Annotated in this window: 19 protein-coding genes; all 19 read left to right on the top strand. The window is 64.6% G+C overall.

Annotation, left to right across the window (positions count from 1 at the left end):
• Positions 1 to 2: 2 nt before the first annotated feature.
• Positions 3 to 908, top strand: a complete 906-nt coding sequence (locus D8S75_RS03505; RefSeq protein WP_232828867.1) for a peptidylprolyl isomerase — start codon at positions 3 to 5, stop codon at positions 906 to 908.
• Positions 909 to 1055: 147 nt separating this feature from the next.
• Complete coding sequence (locus tag D8S75_RS03500; RefSeq protein WP_232828866.1) at positions 1056 to 2057, top strand: glycosyltransferase family 2 protein; 1002 nt, start codon at positions 1056 to 1058, stop codon at positions 2055 to 2057.
• Positions 2058 to 2059: 2 nt separating this feature from the next.
• Positions 2060 to 3301: a glycosyltransferase family 4 protein gene (locus D8S75_RS03495; RefSeq protein WP_119964562.1), complete on the top strand. Its 1242-nt coding sequence runs from the start codon at positions 2060 to 2062 to the stop codon at positions 3299 to 3301.
• Positions 3289 to 4215 (top strand): NAD-dependent epimerase/dehydratase family protein, encoded by a 927-nt coding sequence (locus D8S75_RS03490; RefSeq protein WP_119964561.1) that lies wholly within the window; start codon positions 3289 to 3291, stop codon positions 4213 to 4215. Before D8S75_RS03495 ends, D8S75_RS03490 begins: the two co-directional genes overlap by 13 nt.
• Entirely contained in the window at positions 4212 to 5018 is an 807-nt protein-coding gene (locus tag D8S75_RS03485) for an ABC transporter permease (protein WP_232828865.1), read from the top strand. Before D8S75_RS03490 ends, D8S75_RS03485 begins: the two co-directional genes overlap by 4 nt.
• 3 nt (positions 5019 to 5021) lie before the next feature.
• Positions 5022 to 6245, top strand: a complete 1224-nt coding sequence (locus D8S75_RS03480) for an ABC transporter ATP-binding protein (RefSeq protein ID WP_119964559.1) — start codon at positions 5022 to 5024, stop codon at positions 6243 to 6245.
• Entirely contained in the window at positions 6242 to 7129 is an 888-nt protein-coding gene (locus D8S75_RS03475) for a lysophospholipid acyltransferase family protein (RefSeq protein WP_232828864.1), read from the top strand. The genes D8S75_RS03480 and D8S75_RS03475 overlap by 4 nt, the downstream gene beginning before the upstream one ends.
• Positions 7126 to 8169, top strand: a complete 1044-nt coding sequence (locus D8S75_RS03470) for a class I SAM-dependent methyltransferase (RefSeq protein ID WP_119964557.1) — start codon at positions 7126 to 7128, stop codon at positions 8167 to 8169. The genes D8S75_RS03475 and D8S75_RS03470 overlap by 4 nt, the downstream gene beginning before the upstream one ends.
• 21 nt (positions 8170 to 8190) lie before the next feature.
• Positions 8191 to 8817, top strand: a complete 627-nt coding sequence (locus tag D8S75_RS03465) for an acyltransferase (protein ID WP_119964556.1) — start codon at positions 8191 to 8193, stop codon at positions 8815 to 8817.
• Between the two features lie 82 nt (positions 8818 to 8899).
• A complete protein-coding gene (locus tag D8S75_RS03460; protein ID WP_119964555.1) occupies positions 8900 to 9517 on the top strand; it encodes a lytic transglycosylase domain-containing protein in 618 nt (205 codons plus the stop codon).
• A 173-nt stretch (positions 9518 to 9690) separates the two neighbouring features.
• Positions 9691 to 10791 (top strand): MraY family glycosyltransferase, encoded by a 1101-nt coding sequence (locus tag D8S75_RS03455; RefSeq protein ID WP_119964554.1) that lies wholly within the window; start codon positions 9691 to 9693, stop codon positions 10789 to 10791.
• A 48-nt stretch (positions 10792 to 10839) separates the two neighbouring features.
• Positions 10840 to 11736: an acetylglutamate kinase gene (argB, locus tag D8S75_RS03450; protein WP_119964553.1), complete on the top strand. Its 897-nt coding sequence runs from the start codon at positions 10840 to 10842 to the stop codon at positions 11734 to 11736.
• Positions 11737 to 11904: 168 nt separating this feature from the next.
• A complete protein-coding gene (locus tag D8S75_RS03445; RefSeq protein WP_119964552.1) occupies positions 11905 to 12597 on the top strand; it encodes a response regulator transcription factor in 693 nt (230 codons plus the stop codon).
• A gap of 84 nt (positions 12598 to 12681) precedes the next feature.
• Complete coding sequence (locus D8S75_RS03440; RefSeq protein WP_119964762.1) at positions 12682 to 14133, top strand: sensor histidine kinase; 1452 nt, start codon at positions 12682 to 12684, stop codon at positions 14131 to 14133.
• A gap of 51 nt (positions 14134 to 14184) precedes the next feature.
• Positions 14185 to 14859, top strand: coding sequence for a nucleoid occlusion factor SlmA (gene slmA, locus D8S75_RS03435; RefSeq protein WP_119964551.1), 675 nt, complete (start codon positions 14185 to 14187; stop codon positions 14857 to 14859).
• Positions 14860 to 15085: 226 nt separating this feature from the next.
• Complete coding sequence (locus D8S75_RS03430) at positions 15086 to 15760, top strand: TetR/AcrR family transcriptional regulator (RefSeq protein ID WP_119964550.1); 675 nt, start codon at positions 15086 to 15088, stop codon at positions 15758 to 15760.
• 40 nt (positions 15761 to 15800) lie between these two features.
• Complete coding sequence (locus D8S75_RS03425; protein WP_119964549.1) at positions 15801 to 17597, top strand: acyl-CoA dehydrogenase C-terminal domain-containing protein; 1797 nt, start codon at positions 15801 to 15803, stop codon at positions 17595 to 17597.
• Between the two features lie 45 nt (positions 17598 to 17642).
• Positions 17643 to 18080 (top strand): DUF2147 domain-containing protein, encoded by a 438-nt coding sequence (locus D8S75_RS03420; RefSeq protein WP_119964548.1) that lies wholly within the window; start codon positions 17643 to 17645, stop codon positions 18078 to 18080.
• 57 nt (positions 18081 to 18137) lie between these two features.
• Positions 18138 to 20537, top strand: a complete 2400-nt coding sequence (locus D8S75_RS03415; protein ID WP_119964547.1) for a 3-hydroxyacyl-CoA dehydrogenase/enoyl-CoA hydratase family protein — start codon at positions 18138 to 18140, stop codon at positions 20535 to 20537.
• Position 20538: the final 1 nt, after the last annotated feature.

Here is a 20538-nt window from a genome sequence, read left to right as displayed (position 1 = left end):
GCATGAACATGATTTGGGCAAAGCAAACACAATACCTGAGGGCCGCGCTTGCGGGGCTGGCTTTTGTCGCTGGCGTTTCGATGGCATCTGCTACGGAGGGCCCGGCCACTCTGGCCACTCTGGCCAATGGCGAGAAGATCACCGAAGAGGATCTGTCGGAGCAGTTGGCGCGGCGCGTGGATCTGCGGGGCAGCGCGCGCAACAGTTGGGGTGTGGAGAATGTGCTGCGTGAAATGGCCATGACGCGCACGCTGATGCACGAGGGTGAAAAAATGGGCGAGGCCCGCCAGGAAGACCGGAAGCACCTGCGGTTCGACGATGCCTATGCACTCACCATCCTCAAGAAAATGAGCCCGGCGTGCGAGGCTCCCGCCGATGTGGTGGCGGCCCGTAAGTACTACGACGAGCACCCCGAGGCATTCCAGGTGCCGCCGATGGCGCGCCTGAGCCGCGTCATGCTGCCCAAGGATATGGTGCTGGAAGGCGAGCCGGCAGGCGGATGGCTGCTGATGCAGGCGCAAGCCATTGCATCGGGCGCCAAGAAGCTGGACGAGGTGGTGCGCCAGGCCGAGGCGGTGTATAAGCTCGATCCGCAGGGCGACCTGGGTTGGGTCACCATGGTCGAAGAAATCCCGATCCTGCGTGCCTTGGCGGGTGCCCAGCAGGGTGAACTGGTGGGGCCCGTGCCGGAAGGGGATTTTGTCTATCTCTTCTATCTGGCCGCCAAGCGGGAGGGTCGGACTCTTGCATGGGATGAAGTGGCGGCGTCAGCCTCCAAGCGCGCCGTCATCTTCTGCCGCGAGCAGTCGAACAAGCAATTGCAGGAACAGATGTTTAAGAAGTATGGCGTCGTGATCAATCAACCCGCGATCCGCGAGCTGTTCAAGAATAAGAAAGTCAAGCAGTAAGTCACACCGTGACACACAGGCGCGCCCTGGCGCGCCTTGTTTGCGCATGCGCGCGCATTACAATGCCCGTTTACGTGCATCGCTGAAGCCTGTCGACGTGAGTAGCTCTGTGGCGCTCGGGCATGTGACATTGATCCGAGCGAACGCATGGGCAGCAACTCCCCGACGATGAATCCCCTACGTGCCTCCATCCTCATTCCCGTGAAAAACGGCGGCGCCCTGCTGGGCGATGTGCTGGATGCGGTACTTGCGCAGCAGGCGCCCTGGGCGTTCGAGGTCATCGTGGTGGATTCCGGTTCTTCGGATGGCTCCGTGGAGTTGGCGCGCCAGCGTGGCGTCCGTGTCGAGACTATTACCCCCGCCGAATTCGGCCATGGCCGCACGCGCAATCTGCTGGCTTCCATGGCGCGTGGGGAGTTTCTGGTTTTTATCACGCAGGATGCGCGGCCCGCCAGCCCGGACTGGCTGCGCCACCTGGTGCAAGCCTGCGATGCCGCGCCCGACGTGGCGGGGGCATTCGGGCCGCACCGTGCACACCCCGAGGCGCGCTGGGTCACGCAGCGCGAGCTGGACCAGCATTTCGCAGGTTTTGGCAGCGATCAATCCGTGGTGCGGCTGGAAGACCGTGAGCGCTTCGCACGCGATCCTGGCTACCGCCAGTGGTTGCATTTCTTTTCCAGCAACAATGCCTGCATTCGCCGCAGCGTGTGGGAGCGCATTCCGTTGCCCGAGGTGGCTTTCGCGGAAGACCAGACCTGGGCCTTGCGCATCATCGAGGCGGGCTACGGCAAGGCCTTCGCGCCACAGGCCACCGTGTTCCATTCGCACGATTTTGGCGTATGGGAAACACTGCAGCGTAATTTTGACGAGGCGCGCTCGTTTCAGCGCTATTTCGGCTACCGGGTGCAGCCCGGCATGTTGCGGGCGCTGGCCTCGGGCGCGTTGCTGGCGCGTCGCGATGCTGCCTGGCTGCGCGAGCAGCCGGGCCTGAAAGGCCTGGCCTATTTGAGGCAGGCCTTTGCCATGGGCCTGATCGAATATGCCAGGGTGATCGGACAGTACCTAGGAACGTGGCATGAGCGCCTGCCTCGGTTTGTGCTGCGCTCGGTGTCGCGCGACGAGCGTTTGCAGCGTGCTGGAGCCCATTGAGCATGACTTTGACTTTTTGGCAGAAAGTGGGCCGTGTCCGCGCGCTCCTGCGGCAAGAGGGAATGGCAACGACGGCACGCATGGTTTTGCGCCGTTTGCGCCATGGGCCGTCACGCTGGCAGCGCATCGATGTGCTGGGCCACTACGCGTTTGCCATGCCCTATGGGTTGCCGCACCAGCCTGGACAGCCAGAGGCTGGCAGTCTGCTGTGGTTTATCCCGGATTTTAATGTGGGCTCCGGTGGGCACTTGAACATTTTCCGCACGATCTGGCATTTGGAGCAAAAGGGTTATCGCTCCACCATCGTGATCGGCTCGCCCTCATTGCATCACGATGCCACGGTGGCGCGCGATGCCATCCGGAAACATTTTTTCCCTTTGCAGGCCGAGGTGCTGGTGGGCCTCGATGCATTGCCGCCCTGTGAGTTCGCGGTGGCCACGGGTTGGGACACGGCGTATGCAGTGCGTGCCTTCCAGGGCGCCCGGCACAAGCTGTATTTCGTGCAGGACTACGAGCCGTATTTTTATGCGCTGGGCTCCGAATGGATGCTGGCGGAGAACACATACCGTTTCGGTTTCTTTGGCATCACTGCGGGCCAATGGCTGGCGCAGAAGCTGCAGCAGGAATTCGGCATGGCCACCCATCCGGTGGGTTTTGGTGTCGAGCAGGACCGCTACCGCAGGCTGCCGAGGCGTGAGCCGCAGGTGCGACGGGTATTTTTCTATGCGCGGCCGCCCACGCCGAGGCGCGCATTTGAGTTGGGCATGCTGGTGCTCAATGCGGTGTGGGAGCGCTTGCCGGAGACTCAATTCGTGCTGGCGGGCTGGGACACTTCGGGTTACCAGATTCCTTTTCCACACCTGGCCTGTGGCACTGTCGCGCTCGACGATTTGCCCGATCTCTACAGCCAATGCGATGTCGCCCTGGTGCTGTCGCTGACCAATGCCTCGCTGCTTCCGCTGGAGCTGATGGCGTGCGGCTGCACGGTGGTGTCCAACAGTGGTGCTAATGTGGAATGGCTGCTGGACGACACGGTGGCCAGCCTGGCAACGCCCTCTCCGGAGGCATTGACGGATGCAGTGTGTGCATTGCTCCAGGATGACGAGCGCCGCCATGCCTTGAGTGCGCGCGCGGAAGCCTATGCAAAAGGGCAGACGTGGGAGGCCGTGGCGCAGGCGTTTGAGGCAGGCTTGCAGAGGGCGCGTACCCAAGCCGCAGCGGAGGAGACTTCATGCGTTGCGTGATTTTGGGTGGAGCGGGGTTTTTGGGCCGGCATGCGGGACGTGCCATGGCGGCGGCTGGCTACGAGGTCTGGTCGATCGATCAGACGATGATCGAGCCTGCGGGCAGTGCGCCTTGGCTCGCGGGGGAGGTGCAAGCAAATTGCTTTGACCTGCCTGCATGGTGGGACCGTTGCGGCGGGGGTATTGATGTGGTGGTGCATCTAGCGTCATCCACTGTGCCCGCCACGGCGAGCGCGGACCCTGTGCTGGATGTGCAGACAAATCTGGCCGGTACCTTGGGGCTTTTGCAGGCGTTGCGTGGCAAGGGCGGCAAGACGCGCCTGCTGTTCGCGTCTTCGGGCGGCGCCGTCTATGGGCGACCGCAGGCCGTACCGCTGGCCGAAAACCATCCTACGCTGCCCATGGGGGCCTATGGGGTGACCAAGCTGGCCATCGAGCACCACTTGCGTATCGAGGAGGCCACACACGGTCAGTCGTACCGTGTGCTGCGTCTTAGCAACCCCTATGGCGAATGGCAGCGGCCGCATGGCATTCAAGGGGTGATCGCCGTATTTGCATACAGGGCATTGCACGGACATGCGCTGGATGTGTGGGGCGATGGAACCGTGGTGCGTGATTTCGTCCATGCCGCCGATGTGGGGCGTGCGTTTGTCGCGGCTGCGCGGTACGAAGGCTCAGCCCGGGTGTTCAATGTCGGCGGTGGCGAAGGGCACAGCGTTAACCACATCATCAGCACGTTGGAGCAACTGCTTGGGCGCGAGATCGAGCGGCGCATATTTCCGGCGCGCCCTTTTGATCCGCCTGTCAATGTGCTGGACATCCAGCGCGCTTGGGATGAGCTGCGTTGGAAGCCCACCATGGCTTTCGAGGAGGGCGTAGCCAAGGCGCTGGAATGGCTGCGCGGCATTCCATGATCCAAGAAGAATCGATAGCCTCGCGTCAAGGGGCTCGCCAATGGTTGGTGCTGTGGCGCTACTGGATGGTGCGTGAGTTCAAGACGCGCTATGCAGGATCGGTGCTGGGATTGGCCTGGGCATTCGTGCAGCCGGTGGCGACCCTCGCCATTTTTTATGTGCTGTTTGGCAAATTGTTGGCGGTTCGTGTGCCTGGTCTGGAGACAGACCAGGGGTATCTGTTGCATCTGTTGGCGGGACTGGCGGTATGGCTGCCTTTTACCGATGCGATCGGGCGGGGAGTGGGGAGTCTGGCGGCCTATGAGGATTTCCTGCGCAAGCAGCCAATGCCGGCTGAAATCCTTCCGGCGATTTCTGTCGGAGGGAGCCTGCCAGTCCTGGGTGTTGCATATACGCTGCTTCTGGTTCTGTCGGTAATGCAAGGCGTGGGGCCCATGGCCGCATGGCTTTGGCTCCCTGTACTCGTGCTGGCGCAGTTGATCCTTACGCTTGGCTTGGCGCTCTTCTTGAGCATGGCGCATTTTTTGTGGCGCGATGTAGGTTCAGCCGTGGCGTTTGCCATGCAGTTGTGGTTTTACCTTACGCCTGTGGTGTATCCGTTATCCCAGGTGCCAGAGCGTTTCCATGGCTGGTATCTGCTGAATCCGGTGGCTTGTCTTGTCATGGTGGTGCAAGGTTGTGCATTGGGCATGCCCATGATGACTGGGGCCGTTCCGGCGCTGGTGCTCTGGGTGGTGGTGCTGGGTGGCGGTGGCTGGTGGTTTTTCCGTTCAATGAAGTCCGCTTTGGGCGAGGCGTTGTAGGCCATGACGATCCATTTTGAAGGCATCGAGAAAACCTACATGGTGTATGCACGGCCGCAGGATCGGCTGTGGGAGTGGCTGGCACGCAGGCAGCGCCATCGCGTGCATGTTGCGCTGACCGGCGTGGATTTTGAGGTCCGCTCGGGTGAGACCTTTGGCCTGATTGGGGAAAACGGTGCGGGTAAAAGCACGCTGCTGAAGATCGCGGCAGGGACCATCCGGCCAACCCAGGGCCGGGTGCAGCGACAGGGGCGAGTGGCGGCGCTGCTGGAATTGGGCGCAGGCTTTCACCCAGAGGAATCCGGGCAGGACAATATCCGTTTCATGGCCGCATTGCATGGAGTGCAAGGCGATGCGATGGAGGAATTTGTCGCCCGAACAGTAGAGTTTTCGGAGTTGTCTTCCGAGACTCTGGCGCGACCAGTGAAAACCTATTCTTCCGGCATGTTCATGCGTCTGGCGTTTGCCTCGGCCACCGCCATCGATCCAGATGTGCTGATCGTGGATGAGGCGCTGTCGGTGGGAGACCTGCATTTCCAGAAAAAGAGCCTGGACCGCATCCTGGGTTTGCGCGAGCGTGGCGCCACGATACTGTTTTGTTCACACAATCTCTACCAGGTGCGCAGTCTGTGCCAACGCGCGGCCTGGATCCACGGCGGGCGCATTGCGGCCATCGGAAATACCGAGGATGTGGTGACGGCCTACGAGGCGCATGAGCGCCGCCGTTATGCGCACCTGCGGTCTGACCCGGTGCAGTCTGCGCAAGCCACGGTGTCGGCCGGTGCTGATACCGGTGCCTCGGCTGGAACGCCGCTCGTGAAAATCGTGCGGCTCACGACCGAAACCGCCGATGGCATCAATCCAGCCCAGGTCGATTCGTTCCAGGATCTCACCGTCGAGATCGAGCTGGAGGCCTACACGGATGCGAAATTCCATGTGGGCTTCTTCATCGTGCGGCCAGACAGGGACAACGTGTTTGGCACAAGCTCCCAGCTGCGGGACGGAATGCCGCCGCTGTCGGGTGCGGGTCAGCATCGCCTGCGCGTGAAGTTCCCGCGTCTGCCCTTGCTGTCGGGTGAGTACCTGTGGAGTGTCTATACCCTGGACGATTCGGGGATTCAGGTGCTCGACATGGCGGAGTTGATCCAGCCGTTCACGGTGCTCAATCCCAAGGGGCAGGGCTTCGGCCTGGTGGCCTTGAACCATGAATGGCTCTCAGTGACATGAACAGCGACTGGCGTTTGCAGTACGGCTACCCAGCTCTGGCGAGGCTTCCGGGGACGCTGCCGTGGCGGCTGGCTCCCCGCCTGGGCCGGGACCCTGCGGCCGCGCGTGTGGCCACAGAGGATTTTCTGACCATGCGTTTCGGTCAGGTGTTCCCCGAGGCGGATGAGCGCCAGCGGCGCCAATGGGCTACCGCGCACATGGACATGGTGGCCTTGGAGCTCATGGATGCCGCAGCCGTGCCGCGTGTGGGATCGACCAATGGCCCTTCGATCACGCTTACCGGTTGGGAACATGCGCAAGCGCTGGCAGAGCGAGGTAAAGGCTTTCTAGTGGTGCTCACGCACTTTGACCGGCTCCTGACCGGGCCGATCGCGCTGGCGCGCAAGGGTCTGGCAATGAATGCACTGACAATGCCGGTGCTGGACAACCCGGAACTCAGCCCTGCACACCGGCAGTTCCTGACCCGCAAGATCGACACTTTCACCGAGGTGATTCGCGGCCAGTACCGCAGTTCGAGTGACAGCCTTCGCCCGGTGCACGAGAGCTTGCGGGCGGGGCAGGTCTGGATCATTCTGGCCGACGTCTGGCGTCCGGAATTCAGCCGTTTGCGCAAACACCCCTTTTTGGGTGGGGAAATCAGCCTGCCCACCGGGATCGAGCGTCTGGCCCAATCCGCAGGTGTTCCGCTCTTGCATGCAATCACTTATTCGCAGGGGCCGGATCGGCTTTCCGTGGTCGTTGAGCCACTGCCGGAAGATCCTCAGCGCGCTATAGATGCGGTGATTCAGCGCTTGCAGAACGATGTTCGGGAGCGCCCCTGGGCTTGGTGGCAGTGGGGCGTCTGGGACCACATGTGGCAACAGACCACGGAGGAGCAGTCTTGAGCGATATCGAAAGATACAACTACGCATTTGACCCGGATGGTGACGAATGGGCCGCGCGCCTGTTGCGCCGCCTGCCGCCCCAAGGCTCGGTGCTGGAATTGGGGCCAGGTCCGGGTGCCATGACGCGGGTCATGGTGGACCGGGGCTACAGCGTCACGGTGGTTGAATATGACCCGGGCGCCTTGGAGAGTCTCACCGCCATGGGGGTGGAGGTCATCGCCGGGAATCTGGAGACGGATGATTGGGTCAAGCAACTCGAAGGCCGGCGCTTCGACGCCATCCTCGCATGCGATGTGCTGGAGCATCTGAGATGGCCAGACCATGTGTTGAAGGCGCTGACCAGCCTCATGCAGCCCATGGGGCAATTGATTATCTCCATCCCGAACGTCTCCTATGCCGGGATCGTGGCGGGGCTGATGCACGGCACCTTCGATTACACCCAGACGGGTTTGCTGGATCAGACCCACATCCGTTTCTTCACGCGGCGAAGCATGGAGAAGGCGCTGCTGGAGTATGGGTGGACCCCACGTGCCTGGGAACCCTACAGGCTGCCCGTGGAGCGCAGCGAGTTCGCCTGGTGCTGGAGTGCTTTGCCAGACGCACAGCGCCAGAACCTTGCCAGTGCTTGCACGGATTTTGATGTCTACGAATGGATGGTGGTGGCGACCCTGTCGGTGGATACGCCCACGTGGGTGATCAAGGAGGCGCGCGCCACAGCCGAAAAGCTGCGCGATGAGATGCTGGCAATGAAGCTGCAGCATGCACAGGAACATGCGTCGTTGTTGGAGCACCAGAAAGCGTTCGCGGAAGCCAAAGTGATAATCGCTACGCAGCAGCAAGAGTTGGAAACGTTGCGCTCGGGGCTGGAGAAGCAGCAGATACAAATGCAGCAGTTGCAGCAGTTGCAGCAGTTGCAGCAGTTGCAACAAATGCAGCACATGCAGCCGATACAGCAGATGCAGTCGGCGCAGCTGCCCGTCACGCAGCAGCCATCACCTCGGGTGTCCTGGTTGGGCAGGCTGCGTCGGTGGCTGCGATAGCTTGGAGCCGCGTTGCTTCCCATGCTGCTAGGAGTTCCCGATTTCACGCCCTCGCATGAGGGGATTGATCGCCTTGGCGCGCGGTGCCGGGTAGATCCGACCGTTTCCGTGATGCGGTTTGGTCCACCGGCCGAACTTCTGTGCCTGGGTGACGAGGTCAGTATTTATGGGCACACACGTTTGGTGTTGGGCGACGTGGTTGCCGATCCGTGTGTCGGCATCCAGATTGGTTCTCGCACCATCATCAATGTGGGGTCCTACCTGTCGGGTGAAGGCGGACTGTGTATTGGCGAGGATGTGCTGATCGGGGCGCACGCCAAGTTGTTGTCGGCGGGGCACGCCATCGATGGTGGAGACCCTGTCATCGCCCGCAATGCCATTACCCGGGCCAGGATCGTGGTGGAGGATGGCGCCTGGATCGGTGCGGGGGCCATCGTGCTGGAGGGAGTGCGTATCGGGCGTGGTGCGGTAGTAGCTGCCGGTGCGGTGGTGCGCCAGGATGTGCCGGAAGGCATGGTGGCCGCCGGCATGCCGGCACGGTTGATCCGCGCGCGACGTTATGGCGAAAAGAATGGGGAGCCCTCGGTACAGCGGAGAAGCTGGCGGGTGAGATTCCAGGAGGCATGGCGCAGCCTGCGTCAGCCATGAACCGAAGATGCTGAAACCAGTGCTTGAGCGCAAGCAATGTCCATGGGGGGCGCCGCAGTGGGTTGCGCGTTGGCGCGCTCTCATGCTCGGAGCCTTGATGGCTTTGGGGCTGCAACCTGTATTCGCAGACCAGATTTGGGAGTTCGTGGACCGCGATGGGGTGGTCCATATGGGTAATGTCGCCCCGCCTTCTTCACGCGGGTTGGTTTGGCTGAGCCAACCACTGTGGGCCAAAGATGGCCGGGGTACGGCACGCACAGTTGCTCCGCTGAAGTCGCCGGGGTATGAAGCGGCCAAGCCGCATCTGGAAGCAGCAGCACGGTCAGAAGCGATTGACCCTGCTCTGGTAATCGCAGTGGCGGCGGCTGAGTCTGCATTCAATGCGGAAGCTATTTCACGCAAGGGCGCGTTGGGGTTGATGCAGGTCATGCCTGCGACTGCCGAGCGCTACGGCGTCGCTGCCCACCCAACCGTCGAAGGGCGCAAGGCTGTCATGGAGCCCAAAGTGAATGCGCAAATTGGCAGCCGCTATTTGGCAGATTTGCTGCGCATGTTTGATGGAGATAAAGAATTGGCCTTGGCCGCCTACAACGCTGGCGAGGGCGCGGTAATCAAGCATGGACGACGCATCCCACCGTATCCTGAGACGCAGCAATACGTGGCCAGGGTCATGGGTTTTTACCGTGCATTGATCCGGTAATATGAAACGACAAAGCCACGTGCATGCGACGCAATTTCAGCAGCCTCTCATGCGGATTGACGGGCCTATTGTTTAGTCCCTGGTTCAGCGTGGCGCGGCCCGCACGTCACTCCTCTGGCAAACTGCCATCGAAGGCGTATCGCCTTTCACTATACGGGTAACATCGGCGGCACATGATCTGGTTGTCTGTGGTGGCATTTGTCGTGGCGGCGCTGGCTGCAGGGTTCATCGTGCGATGGATGCACAGCCACGCGGCGGTGTATGGCAACGGCATGCCCCAGCGCTTTCACCTGGGGGATGTCCCCCGTTTAGGGGGCGCTGCCGTACTCTTGGGGATGGCGGCCAGTTGGTGCCTGGGGATCGTCCTGGCCTGGTTCGGGGACCCGGCTTCCTTGCGCCTTGGGGGCTGGGTGATCGTCTGGCTATTGGTGCTGCTGCCTTCGGCCGTGGGTGGAATCGCCGAAGACATGACCCAGCGCTTGACGGTGCGCTACCGGCTGGGATTTACCGCGGTTTCAGGCATGCTCGCCGTGCTGCTGCTGGGGCTGTCGGTGCCGCGCTTGGATCTGCCCTGGCTGGACATGCTTCTCTCTGCAGCACCCTGGCTGGGGTTTGGCCTCGCCCTGCTGGCGGTGACGGGGCTGCCCCACGCCTTCAATATCATCGACGGCTACAACGGCCTGGCCGGCATGGTGGCGCTCATCGTGTGCCTGGCCCTGGCGCATGTGGCGCTGCAGGTGGGCGACCGGGCACTGGCGGCCCTGCTGGTGTCCACGGCGGCGGCCACCGCGGGCTTCCTGTTGTGGAACTACCCGCGCGGCATGCTGTTCGCGGGGGATGGCGGTGCCTATATCTGGGGCGTGGTGATCGCCCTGGCCAGCGTGTCGCTGGTGCAGCGCAATGTGGGGGTGTCGCCCTGGTTTCCGTTGCTGCTGCTGATTTACCCGGTGTGGGAGACGGTGTTTTCCATCTACCGCAAGCTGGCGCGGGGTATCTCGCCCGGCGTGGCCGATGCACTGCATTTCCACCAGCTCATCTACCGGCGTATCGTGCGCAGTGTGTTCCACGACGACGAATCGCGCCGCATGCTGATGCGCAACAACCGCACTTCGCCCTATTTGTGGGGGTTCACCCTGCTCACCGTGGTGCCGGCTTTGCTGTTCTGGAACAACACGCCCGTTCTGATGGCCTTCTGCGTGTTGTTCATGGTGACCTACGTGGCTGCCTACATGGCCATCGTGCGCTTCAAGGTGCCGTCCTGGCTGCGCCACTGAATGCGGCACAATTTGCGCATTCCCGTTCCTGACCGAGTGCCTGTTTCCATGACCACCGACCACCTACTTTCGATTGCACCGCGCGACAAGGCCGAGATCCTGGCCCAGGCGCTGCCCTACATCCGCAAGTTCCATGGCAAGACCATGGTCATCAAATACGGCGGCAACGCCATGACCGACCCTGCGCTGCAGCAGGATTTCGCCGAGGACGTGGTCCTGCTCAAGCTCGTGGGCATGAACCCCGTGGTGGTGCATGGCGGCGGCCCGCAGATCGAGGCGGCGCTGGGCCGGCTGGGCAAGAAGGGTGAGTTCATCCAGGGCATGCGCGTCACCGACGCCGAGACCATGGAGGTGGTCGAATGGGTGCTGGCCGGCGAGGTGCAGCAGGACATCGTGGGCCTGATCAACCAGGCCGGCGGCAAGGCCGTGGGCCTGACGGGGCGCGACGGCGGCATGATCCGCGCGCGCAAGCTCAAGATGCTCGATAACAAGGACCCCTCGGTCGAGCACGACGTGGGCCAGGTGGGCGACATCGTCGCCATCGACCCCAGCGTGGTCAAGGCGCTGCAGGACGACGCCTTCATTCCCGTCATCAGCCCCATCGGCTTCGGCGAGAACAACGAAAGCTACAACATCAACGCCGATGTCGTGGCCAGCAAGCTGGCCGAGGTGCTGCGGGCCGAGAAACTCATGCTGCTGACCAACACCCCCGGCGTGCTGGACAAGGCGGGCAACCTGCTGACCGACCTGACCGCGCGCCGCATCGACGAGTTGTTCGCCGACGGCACGATCTCGGGCGGCATGCTGCCCAAGATCGCTGGCGCGCTCGATGCCGCCAAGGCCGGCGTGAATGCCGTGCATATCATCGACGGGCGCGTGCCCCACGCCATGCTGCTGGAGATCCTGACCGAGCAGGCCTATGGCACCATGATCCGTAGCCATTGAGATGAACACCCCCCTGAGTCGCTGCGCGCCTTCCCTCTTCTCTTGCATTGCTGCGCAATGCGGAGGGGGAACGCCCCCAGCGCGGCGGGGCGGCCCTTGCGCGGGGGCGCTGGCCTGGGTCGCGCCCGAGGCATGCGCCGATACCTGATTGAACGCCGAGGGTGATATATGCGCTTGCTGTTGGTTGAAGACGACATCATGGTGGCCAGCGGCATCAAGCTGGGTCTGGCCGAAGCGGGTTATGCAGTGGATTGGGTGGGCAGTGGCGAGCGTGCCGAGGAGGTGCTGCAGCGCGAGACCTTCGACGTCGCCGTCGTGGACATCGGCCTGCCCGGCATGGACGGACTGGAGCTCACGCGCCGCCTGCGCCGGCCGGAGATGGCCAGCCACGACATGCCGGTGCTGATCCTCACCGCGCGCGACGCGCTGCATGACCGGGTGCAGGGGCTGGACCTGGGCGCGGACGACTACATGGTCAAGCCCTTCGAGCTGCCCGAGCTGCTGGCGCGCCTGCGGGCACTGCTGCGGCGCTCGCAGGCCGCCACCACGGCGGTGCTGACCTTCGGTCCGCTGGAGCTCGACACCGCCAACCGCCGCGTCGGCATCCGCCACGACGCGGACGGTTCCCTGCTCCCCATCGAGCTGGGGCCGCGCGAGTGGACGGTGCTCGAATACCTGCTGATCCACGCGCCCAAGCCGGCCAGCAAGGACAAGCTGCTGCAGGCGCTCACTGGATGGGACAAGGAGATCACGCCCAACGCGGTCGAGGTCTATGTCTCGCGCCTGCGCGGCAAGCTCGAACCCCATGGCGTGGCGCTGCGCTCCATCCGGGGATTCGGCTACCGACTGGAACTGCACTAAGGTCTGCTCGCACTGGAACAAGAGTGTGAACAGGCCCCAAGCTTGAACGCCCCGCCGGCCATGCAGCGCCCCCGTCTGCACGCCATGACCTCCGATCTGCGCAACCGCCTGCTGTTGTTGCTGGTGTTGCCCCTGTGCGTGCTGGCGCTGATCGGAGTGTGGCTGGATTACCGCTCGGCCGACGAGGCAGCGACGCGCCACGACCAGCGCCTGCTGCGCCTGCTGCCCGCGCTGGCCGATTCGGTGCTGGCGCCGGGAGGGGACGAGAATGACCTGCCGGTGTGGCTGCTGGCGCCGCCCGTGGAGGACTTCCTGCGCTCCAACCCGGGCTACACGGGGTTCAGCGTGCGGGATCTGTCGGGCCGGCTGGTGCTGGGGGATGAATGGGTGCATGGCGCCATCCCCGCGACCCATGAGCCCGAATTCCACAGCGTCGAGGAGGGCGGCATCACCTACCGCGTGGCCGTGCAGCGCGGGCGCACGGGCGCGGGCGAGATGGTGGTGGCCCTGGCCGATGGCTCGGACCCGCGCCAGCGCTGGGCCCGGCACCTGCTGCTGCGCGTGCTTCTGCCCAACCTCATCCTCGTGGCGGCCGCCGCGCTGGCCATCCACTGGGCCGTGGGCCGCGCCTTCAAGCCCCTGGTCGATCTGGCCGCCGCCGTGGAGCGGCGTTCACCCCGCGATCTCAGCCCCATCGACGAGGCGGCATCGCCCGCCGAGGTGCGGCCCCTGGTGCATTCGCTGAACCGGCTGTTCGTGCTTGTCAACGCGCAGGCCGAGGGCCAGCGCCGCTTCGTGGCCGATGCGGCGCACCAGTTGCGCACGCCGCTGGCGGGCCTGCAGGCCCAGGTGGAGGCCTGGGCCTTGCTGGCGCGCTCGGGCGTGAAGACAGCCGGCAGCACGCCAGTTTCACAGCAAAAAAGCACTCCAGGGCAATCTGGTAAAGCGGTGGCAGCTATCACTTTGGGAGCGGTTGAAATCGAGAAGCTGCGCGATGCCACGCGCCGGACCTCCCAGCTCGCGCACCAGTTGCTGGCCCTGTCGCGGGCCGACGCGCGCAGCATCGATGCGCAGGCCATGCAGCGCGTGGACATCAAGGACCTGTGCGAAACCCTGCTGGAGCTGTACCTCGACGCGGCCACGGGCAAGGGCATCGACCTCGGGCTCGATGCCCGGCCCGTGCATGTCTCGGGCCATGGCTGGTTGCTGCGCGAGCTGCTGTCGAACCTGGTGGACAACGCCATCAAGTACACCCCGGCGGGCGGCAGCGTCACCATCCGCTGCGGCACCCAGGCCGGGCCCGGGGGCGCGGAGTGCGCCTTCCTGCAGGTCGAGGACGACGGCCCCGGCGTGCCGCCGGAGGAATGCGCGCGCGTGCTGCAGCGCTTCTACCGCGTGCCGGGCACCGAGGGCGAGGGCACGGGGCTGGGTCTGCCAATCGCCGACGAGATCGCCCGCGCGCATGGTGCCACGCTCACGCTGGAGCAGGGCGCCAGCGGCCGGGGCCTGCGGGTCACCCTGGTGTTTCCAGCCTGAAAGCCCGCCACTTGCGCTGTGCGAGAATCGTTTGCACACATTTGAAACACCATGCCAGAGCCCGCGCAACCTCTTGACGCCCCCAACCCCTCCGGTGCATTGGAAGCCGGGGCGGAGCCCGTCGCCCCGCAGCGCAAGCGGCCGCGCCCTGGCGAGCGGCGCGAGCAGATCCTGCAGGCCCTGGCTGCCATGCTGGAGCAACCCGGGGCCGAGCGCATCACCACGGCCGCGCTGGCCGCGCGCCTGGGCGTGAGCGAGGCCGCGCTGTACCGTCATTTCGCCAGCAAGGCCCAGATGTTCGAGGCGCTGATCGACTTCATCGAGCAGGCCGTGTTCACGCGCGTGGCGCAGATCACCGGGCAAGGTCTGCCCGAAGCCAGCGACGATGGCGCGCGCCAGGCGCTGCGCGTGGTGGCCCTGCTGCTGCAGTTCGGCGAGCGCAACCCCGGCATGGTGCGCGTGATGGTCGGCGATGCCCTGGTGCTGGAGCACGAGCGCCTGCAGCAGCGCATGAACCAGTTCTTCGACCGCATCGAGTCCACCCTGCGCCAGTGCCTGCGCCCGGCGGCGGGTGCTGCCGGTTCGGCCGCGCCCACGGTCGATGCCCAGGTGGCCGCCGGTGTGCTCACGGCCTTCGCCCAGGGGCGGCTGCAGCGCTTCGCGCGCTCGGGCTTCCGGCGCCTGCCCACGGAACAGCTCGAAGCCAGCCTGGCGCTGATGCTCTGACCCTTCGCGGCGTGCGCGCCGCGCTTTTCTCCATGACCTTCCCGGGGTGCGCGGCACCAGGGTGACGCGCGCGGGAAATGCGTCATCTCTTCCGGTACGGCGGGCATGGCCGGCCGGTGGCATGCGTGCAACGCAGGGTTGGAGACGGCTCTCTATTTTTGGGGGCATGGCTGGCGCTGGAAGGAATTTGCTGCAGAATAGAACGATCGTTCGTTTTTATTCGCCCATGCCCGCAACCACTTCTTCCAGCCCGACGCCCCGCGCCAGCCGCGGCCGTGCCGGCAGCGCCCGGGCGCTGCAAAAAGGGCAGCAGACCAAGCAGGCCATCATCGAGGCCGCGCTCGGCCTGGCCACGCACATCGGCCTGGAGGGCCTGTCGATCGGCGCGCTCGCCGACGTGATGGGCATGAGCAAGTCCGGCGTCTTCGCGCATTTCGGTTCGCGCGAAGAGCTGCAGGTCTCGGTCATCCGCGAATACCACCACTGCTTCGAGCAGGAGGTGTTCTACCCCGCCATGTCGGCGCCGCGCGGCGTGCAGCGCCTGCGCGCGCTGTTCGACAACTGGATGAAGCGCACCTCGATCGAGATCGATTCGGGCTGCATCTACATCAGCGGCGCCATCGAGTTCGACGACCGCACCGGCCCGGTGCGCGATGCGCTGGCCCATTCCGTCCTGACCTGGCACGCCGCCATGAAGCGCGCCATCAAGCAGGCCAAGGAACTGGGGCAGCTGCGTTCCGACGTGGTCGAGGACCAGATGCTGTTCGAGGTCCACGGCCTCATCCTCGCGCTGCACTACGAAGCGCGTTTCCTGAAGAACCCCGGCTCCATCGAGCGCGCGCTCACCGGTTTCGACAACATCCTCGCCCGCTTCGCCGCGCAACCGCCGGCCGCTGGCTAATTCTCTGTCCCAACTCCACTTTCTTTCCAAGGAGACATCCATGCCTACTTACACGCCGCCCCTGCGCGACATGCAGTTCGTGATGCACGAAGTGTTCAACGTCACGGCGGATCTCCAGCAGATCCCCAAGCATGCCGACATCGACGCCGACACCATCAACGCCGTGCTCGAAGAAGGCGGCAAGTTCGCGGCCGAGGTGGCGTTCCCGCTGAACATCAGCGGCGACGCCGAGGGTTGCACGATCAACCAGGCCACCCACGAGGTGACCACGCCCAAGGGCTTCAAGGAAGCCTATGCCCAGTACATCGAGGGCGGCTGGGCGGCGCTGGGCTGCGACCCCGAATACGGCGGCCAGGGCCTGCCCTACGTGGTCAACACCCTGTTCTACGAGATGCTCAACAGCGCCAACCAGGCCTGGACCATGTACCCCGGCCTGACCCATGGCGCCTACGCCGCCCTGGAAACCCACGGCACGCCCGAGCAGAAGGCCACCTACCTGCCCAAGATGACCAGCGGCGAATGGACCGGCACCATGTGCCTGACCGAACCCCACTGCGGCACCGACCTGGGCCTGATGCGCACCAAGGCCGAGCCCCAGGCCGACGGCACCTACAAGATCACCGGCAACAAGATCTTCATCAGCGCCGGTGAACACGACATGGCCGGCAACATCATCCACCTGGTGCTGGCCCGCCTGCCCGACGCGCCCCCCGGCATCAAGGGCATCAGCCTGTTCATCGTGCCCAAGTTCCATGTGAACAAGGACGGCTCCCTGGGCGAGCGCAACGGCATCTTCTGTTCCGGCCTGGAGCACAAGATGGGCATCAAGGCCAGCGCCACCTGCCAGATGACGCTCGAAGGCGCCGTGGGCACCATGGTCGGCCAGCCCAACAAGGGCATGCAGGGCATGTTCGTGATGATGAACGCCGCGCGCCTGGGCGTGGGCAACCAGTCCCTGGGCCTGACCGAAGTGGCCTTCCAGAACGCCCTGGCCTACGCCAAGGACCGCATCCAGATGCGCTCGCTGACCGGCCCCAAGGCCAAGGACCAGCCCGCCGACCCCATCATCGTGCACCCCGACGTGCGCAAGATGCTGATGACCGCCAAGGCCTACGCCGAGGGCGGCCGCGCCCTGGAAGCTTACTGCGCCATGCTGCTCGAAAAAGAGCACAACCACCCCGACGAGAAGGTGCGCAAGGACAGCGGCGAGATGCTCGCCCTGCTCACGCCCATCGCCAAGGCCTTCCTGACCGACAACGGCCACATCGCCACCAACGCCTGCATGCAGGTCTTCGGCGGCCACGGCTTCATCAAGGAATGGGGCATGGAGCAGTTCGTGCGCGACAACCGCATCAACATGATCTATGAAGGCACGAACACCATCCAGTCGCTCGACCTGCTGGGCCGCAAGGTGCTGTCGAACAACGGCGCCACGCTGAAGAAGTTCGGCAAGCTCGTGGGCCAGCTCGTGGCCGAGGAAGGCGTGAACGAGAAGATGGCCGAGTTCATCAACCCCGTGGCCTACCTGGGCGACCAGATGACCAAGTTCACCACCGAGATCGGCTTCAAGGGCTTCCAGAACCCCGACGAAGTGGGCGCCGCCGCCGTGGACTACCTGCGCGTCGCCGGCCACCTGGTGTTCGGCTACTTCTTCGCCCGCATGGCCCAGGTGGCCCTGCGCGAGATCGCCGCCGGCAACACCGACCCGTTCTACCCCGCCAAGCTGCAGACCGCGCGCTTCTACTTCGCCAAGCTCTTCCCCGAGACGGCGACGCTGATGCGCACCGCCCGCACCGGCTCCAAGGTGCTCATGGACACCGACCTGGCCCTGGCCTGAGTCCCTTTCGCAGCGGATTTAAAGCCTTTTGGCACTGGAGAGCCCATGAATAAAGCGCTGGCAGCTATTGTTTTTGCAGTGATTGCAGCCCCTTCGTGGGCCCAGATGACGCCCGAGGGCCTGTGGCGCAACATCGACGACAAGACCGGCGAGGCCAAGGCCGAGATCCGTATCCAGGCCAACGGCGCGGGCGTGCTGACCGGTGTGCTGGAAAAGCGCCTGGCCAAGGATGCCAAGCCCGAGGACGTCTGCAAGGAATGCAGCGACGACCGCAAGGACAAGCCGCTGCTGGGCCTGGAGATCATCCGCAACGCCAAGAAGGCCGAGGGCAAGGACGTGTGGGAGGGCGGCAAGATCCTCGATCCCGAGAACGGCCGCAACTACACGCTGCGCATGACGCCCGTCGAGGGCGGCAAGAAGCTCGAAGTGCGCGGCTCCATCGGCCCCTTCGGCCGCACGCAGACCTGGGTCCGGGTCCAGTAACGGCCACGGCCTTGCCCGTGCAGGGCGCGGCAAGGCCACCAACAAGGAACAAAAGACATGTCCCGATTTCAAGTGAAGAAAGTCGCCGTCCTCGGCGCTGGCGTGATGGGCGCGCAGATCGCCGCGCACCTGGTCAACGTCAAGGTGCCCGTGGTGCTGTTCGACCTGCCCGCCAAGGAAGGCGCCAAGAACGGCATCGTGACCCGTGCCATCGACAACCTCAAGAAGCTCAAGCCCTCGCCGCTGGGCGTGGCCGACGACGCCGCGCTGATCGGCCAGGCCAACTACGAAGAGCATCTGGAACAGCTGCGCGGCTGCGACCTCATCATCGAGGCCATCGCCGAGCGCATGGACTGGAAGCTGGACCTGTACACCAAGATCGCCCCGTTCGTGGCACCGCACGCCATCGTGGCGTCCAACACCTCGGGCCTGTCGATCACCAAGCTCTCCGAGGCACTGCCCGAGAGCATCAAGCCGCGCTTCTGCGGCATCCACTTCTTCAACCCGCCGCGCTACATGACGCTGGTGGAACTGATCAACACGCCCACCACCGCCCCCGAGGTGCTCGACCAGCTCGAAGCCTTCGTCACCAGCGGCCTGGGCAAGGGCGTGGTGCGCGCGCACGACACGCCCAACTTCGTGGCCAACCGCGTCGGCATCGCCGGCATGCTGTCCACGATGAAGGAGGTCGAGAACTTCGGCCTGAGCTTCGACGTGGTGGACGACCTCACGGGCAAGAAGCTCGGCCGCGCCAGCAGCGGCACCTTCCGCACCGCCGATGTGGTGGGCCTGGACACCATGGCCCATGTCGTCAAGACGCTGCAGGACAACCTGAGCGAAGCCACCGACCCGTTCTACGGCAGCTTCGGCACGCCCGAGGTGCTCAAGAAACTCATCGAGATGGGCAACCTGGGCCAGAAGGCCAAGGCCGGTTTCTACAAGAAGGTCGGCCGCGACGTGCTGCGTTTCGACCTGGCCAGCGGTGACTACGTGCCCGGCGGCCAGAAGGCCGACGAGGTGTACGGCCGCATGCTCAAGAAGCCCGCCGCCGAGCGCCTCAAGCTCCTGCGCAATGCCGAGGGCGCGCAGGGCCAGTTCCTGTGGGCCATTCTGCGCAACAGCTTCCACTACGCCGCCGTGCACCTGGCCACCATCGCCGACAACGCGCGCGACGTGGACCAGGCCATGCGCTGGGGCTTCGGCATGAAGCAGGGCCCGTTCGAGCTGTGGCAAGAGGCCGGCTGGCTCGAAGTCGCCAAGATGGTCCAGGAAGACATCGACGCCGGCAAGACGCTGTGCAAGGCGCCGCTGCCCGAGTGGGTGTTCAAGGGCCCCGTGGCCGAGGCCGGCGGCGTGCATACCGCCCAGGGCTCGTGGAGCGCCTCGCAAGGCAAGTTCGTGCCGCGCCGCGACCTGCCCGTGTACCAGCGCCAGCATTTCCCCGAGGCCCTGCTGGGCGAGACGCTGCCCGACTTCCGCACCGCCGGCAAGACGCTGCACGAGAACGACGCCATCCGCCTCTGGACGCTGGACGACGAGGTCGTCATCGCCAGCATCAAGACCAAGATGCACGCCATCAGCCCCGATGTGGCCGAAGGCCTGGCGATGGCGGTGGACATCGCCGAGAAGGACTACAAGGCCGTGGTGGTGTGGTCGGGCGACGAGCCCTTCAGCGCCGGTGCCGACCTGCAGGCCATGCTGCCGGCCTTCATGATCGCCGGCGCGAGCGCCATCGAGGGCGCCGAGAAGGAACTGCAGGACACCATGCTGCGCCTGCGCTACGCCAACGTGCCCGTGGTCTCGGCCATCCGGGGCCTGGCGCTGGGCGGCGGCTGCGAACTCGCCGTGCACTCGGCCCGCCGCGTGGTGCACATGGAAAGCTACATCGGCCTGGTCGAAGTGGGCGTGGGCCTGGTGCCCGGCGCCGGCGGCCTGACTTACATCGCGCGCCGTGCCGCCGAGAACATGGCCATGTCCACCTCCAAGGACGTGCTGCCCTTCCTGACCGAAGGCTTCACCGCCGCCGCCATGGCCAAGGTGGGCACCAGCGCGCTGGAATCGCGCAAGCTGGGCTACCTGCTCGACAGCGATGTCATCGTGCCGCACAAGGACGAGCTGCTGTTCGTCGCGCTCAACGAAGCCAAGGCCCTGGCCAACGGCGGCTGGCGCGCGCCGCACAAGCGCCTGTTCCCCGTGGCGGGCCGCAGCGGCGTCGCCACCATCAAGGCGCAGCTGGTCAACATGCGCGACGGCGGCTTCATCAGCGCGCACGACTTCCACATCGCCAGCCTGATCGCCGGCGTGGTCTGTGGCGGCGACGTGGAGGCCGGCTCCCTGGTGAGCGAGGAATACCTCATGACCCTGGAGCGCAAGGCCTTCTGCAGCCTCATCACCCATCCCAAGACGCAGGAACGCATCATGGGCATGCTCAGCACCGGCAAGCCGGTCCGCAACTGAC

The organism is Simplicispira lacusdiani, assembly GCF_003604195.1.
GTDB lineage: Bacteria > Pseudomonadota > Gammaproteobacteria > Burkholderiales > Burkholderiaceae_C > Simplicispira > Simplicispira lacusdiani.
This window is presented reverse-complemented; position numbering and strand designations above follow the sequence as displayed.